This window comes from Spirosoma sp. KNUC1025 (genome assembly GCF_045160025.1).
GTDB lineage: Bacteria > Bacteroidota > Bacteroidia > Cytophagales > Spirosomataceae > Spirosoma.
Map to the genome: position 1 here is coordinate 1 of NZ_CP087139.1, position 2,500 is coordinate 2,500.

Genomic DNA, 2,500 nt, shown 5'->3' on the forward strand with positions numbered 1-2,500 from the left:
AAGGGGGTCTGTCCAGCTGGACAGACCCCCTAGGTTTCAAAGGTGGCACCTACCTACTCTCCCACTTGTGACAGCAGTACCATCGGCAGTACGGGGCTTAACGGCTCTGTTCGAGATGGAAAGAGGTGTCCACCCGCCTGACCAGCACCAACCTGTTGACTCTTCAGTGGCCGACCCCTCGGTCAGCCCAATACCCTTGTGTCTTATGCCCCACAGAGAGAGATCCGGATCCAATCATCAACTAAACAACCTTCACACACAGCTACGTCTTCAGAACAACACCACCAACACGCGTCCGGGGTCATTAGTACGGCTCAGCTCAACGCATCTCTACGCCTACACCTGCCGCCTATCCACGTCGTCGTCTCCAACACCCCTTTATACCGGAACACTCATCTTCAGGCCAGTTTCGCACTTAGATGCTTTCAGCGCTTATCTGATCCGCACGTAGCTACTCGGCCGTGCCTGCGGCCAAACAACCGATCCGCCAGCGGTGCGTCCATCCCGGTCCTCTCGTACTAAGGACAGATCCCGTCAGTATTCCCACGCCCACCACAGATAGGGACCGAACTGTCTCACGACGTTCTGAACCCAGCTCGCGTGCCACTTTAATCGGCGAACAGCCGAACCCTTGGAACCTTCTCCAGCCCCAGGATGTGACGAGCCGACATCGAGGTGCCAAACCTCCCCGTCGATGTGAGCTCTTGGGGAGATCAGCCTGTTATCCCCGGCGTACCTTTTATCCTTTGAGCGATGGCCCTTCCATGCGGAACCACCGGATCACTATACCCGACTTTCGTCCCAGATCGGCGCGTCGGCCTCACTGTCAAGCTGGCTTTTGCTATTGCACTCCCCTGCCGATTACCGTCCGGCATGAGCCAACCTTGGGAAACCTCCGTTACCCTTTCGGAGGTGACCACCCCAGTCAAACTACCCACCAAACACCGTCCGGATCTCTCCGTTAGAACGCCAGTCAGACAAGGGCGGTATTTCAAGGTTGATTCCACGAAGCCTGGCGACTCCGCTTCACAATCTCCCGCCTATCCTACACATGGCTGACCGGCATTCTATGTTAAGCTGTAGTAAAGGTGCACGGGGTCTTTCCGTCCCGTGGCGGGTAAGCGGCATCTTCACCGCTACTACAATTTCACCGAACTCATGGTTGAGACAGTGCCCAGATCGTTACACCATTCGTGCAGGTCGGAACTTACCCGACAAGGAATTTCGCTACCTTAGGACCGTTATAGTTACGGCCGCCGTTTACTGGGGCTTCAGTTCAAACCTTCGCCTTGCGACTAAGCTCCCCCCTTAACCTTCCAGCACCGGGCAGGTGTCAGACCCTATGCGTCAACTTTCATTTTGGCAGAGTCCTGTGTTTTTGGTAAACAGTCGCCTGGGCCTCTTCTCTGCAGCCTCCCATCGCTGGGTAGGCCCCCCTTATCCCGAAGTTACAGGGTCATCTTGCCGAGTTCCTTAACCATGATTCTTTCGCGCACCTTAGCATATTCTGCCCAGCTACCTGTGTCGGTTTGCGGTACGGGTATCCATACGCTTAACGGATCCTGACTTTTCTTGGAAGCCCCTTCAACACTTCGGTTCGTCCGAAAACTCCCCTCAACGCCCTATTCCGTCAGGACGTAGTCTCTCCGGCACTCCGTCATCAGCACCCCTGCATGGATAGTGCAGGACTATTAACCTGCTCCCCCTCAGGACTCACCCTTCGGCTGCCCCTTAGACCCCGACTAACCCTCCGATGACTGCCATCGCGGAGGAAACCTTAGCCTTTCGGTGTGGAGAGTTCTCATCTCCATTCTCGTTACTTATGCCTACATTTGCTTTTCTATGCGGTCCACCAAAGCTCACGCTTCAACTTCACCCCCCATAGAATGCTCTCCTACCACAATACACTCCAAGTGTATGTCCACCGCTTCGGTGATGTGCTTGATGCCCGGTTATTATCGACGCCCGCCCCGCTCGACCAGTGAGCTGTTACGCACTCTTTAAAGGAATAGCTGCTTCCAAGCTAACCTCCTGGCTGTCTCAGCAGCCGGACCGCCTTTGTTCAACTTAGCACACACTTAGGGACCTTAGCGGATGGTCTGGGTTGTTCCCCTCTCGGAGCAGGACCTTAGCACCCTGCCCCTCACTGCCCCGCACCTCTCTGCGCATTCGGAGTTCATCAGAAGTTGGTAGGATGTGACTCCCCCGCATCCTGTTGGTGGCTCTACCTCACAGACAGTAACACGGAACGCTGTTCCTAAAAACATTTCGGAGAGTACGAGCTATTTCTCAGTTTGATTGGCCTTTCACCCCTACCCCCAGCTCATCCGGAAGCTTTTCAACGCTTATCGGTTCGGTCCTCCAGCTTGTTTTACCAAACCTTCAACCTGGCCAGGGGTAGATCACCAAGTTTCGCGTCAACCCCCACTGACTGCTGCGCCCTGTTCAGACTCGCTTTCGCTTCGGCTGCGGACGTCCACGTCCTTAACCTTGCCAGTGA

At 55.2% G+C, this 2,500-nt stretch carries 2 rRNA genes (1 of these 2 cut by a window edge); both read right to left on the minus strand.

Annotated features, from left to right (window positions below):
* Nucleotides 1-40: 40 nt before the first annotated feature.
* Nucleotides 41-152 (minus strand): 5S ribosomal RNA (gene rrf, locus LN737_RS00005).
* Nucleotides 153-283: 131 nt separating this feature from the next.
* A 23S ribosomal RNA gene (locus tag LN737_RS00010) occupies nucleotides 284-2,500 on the minus strand (it continues 615 nt past the right edge of the window).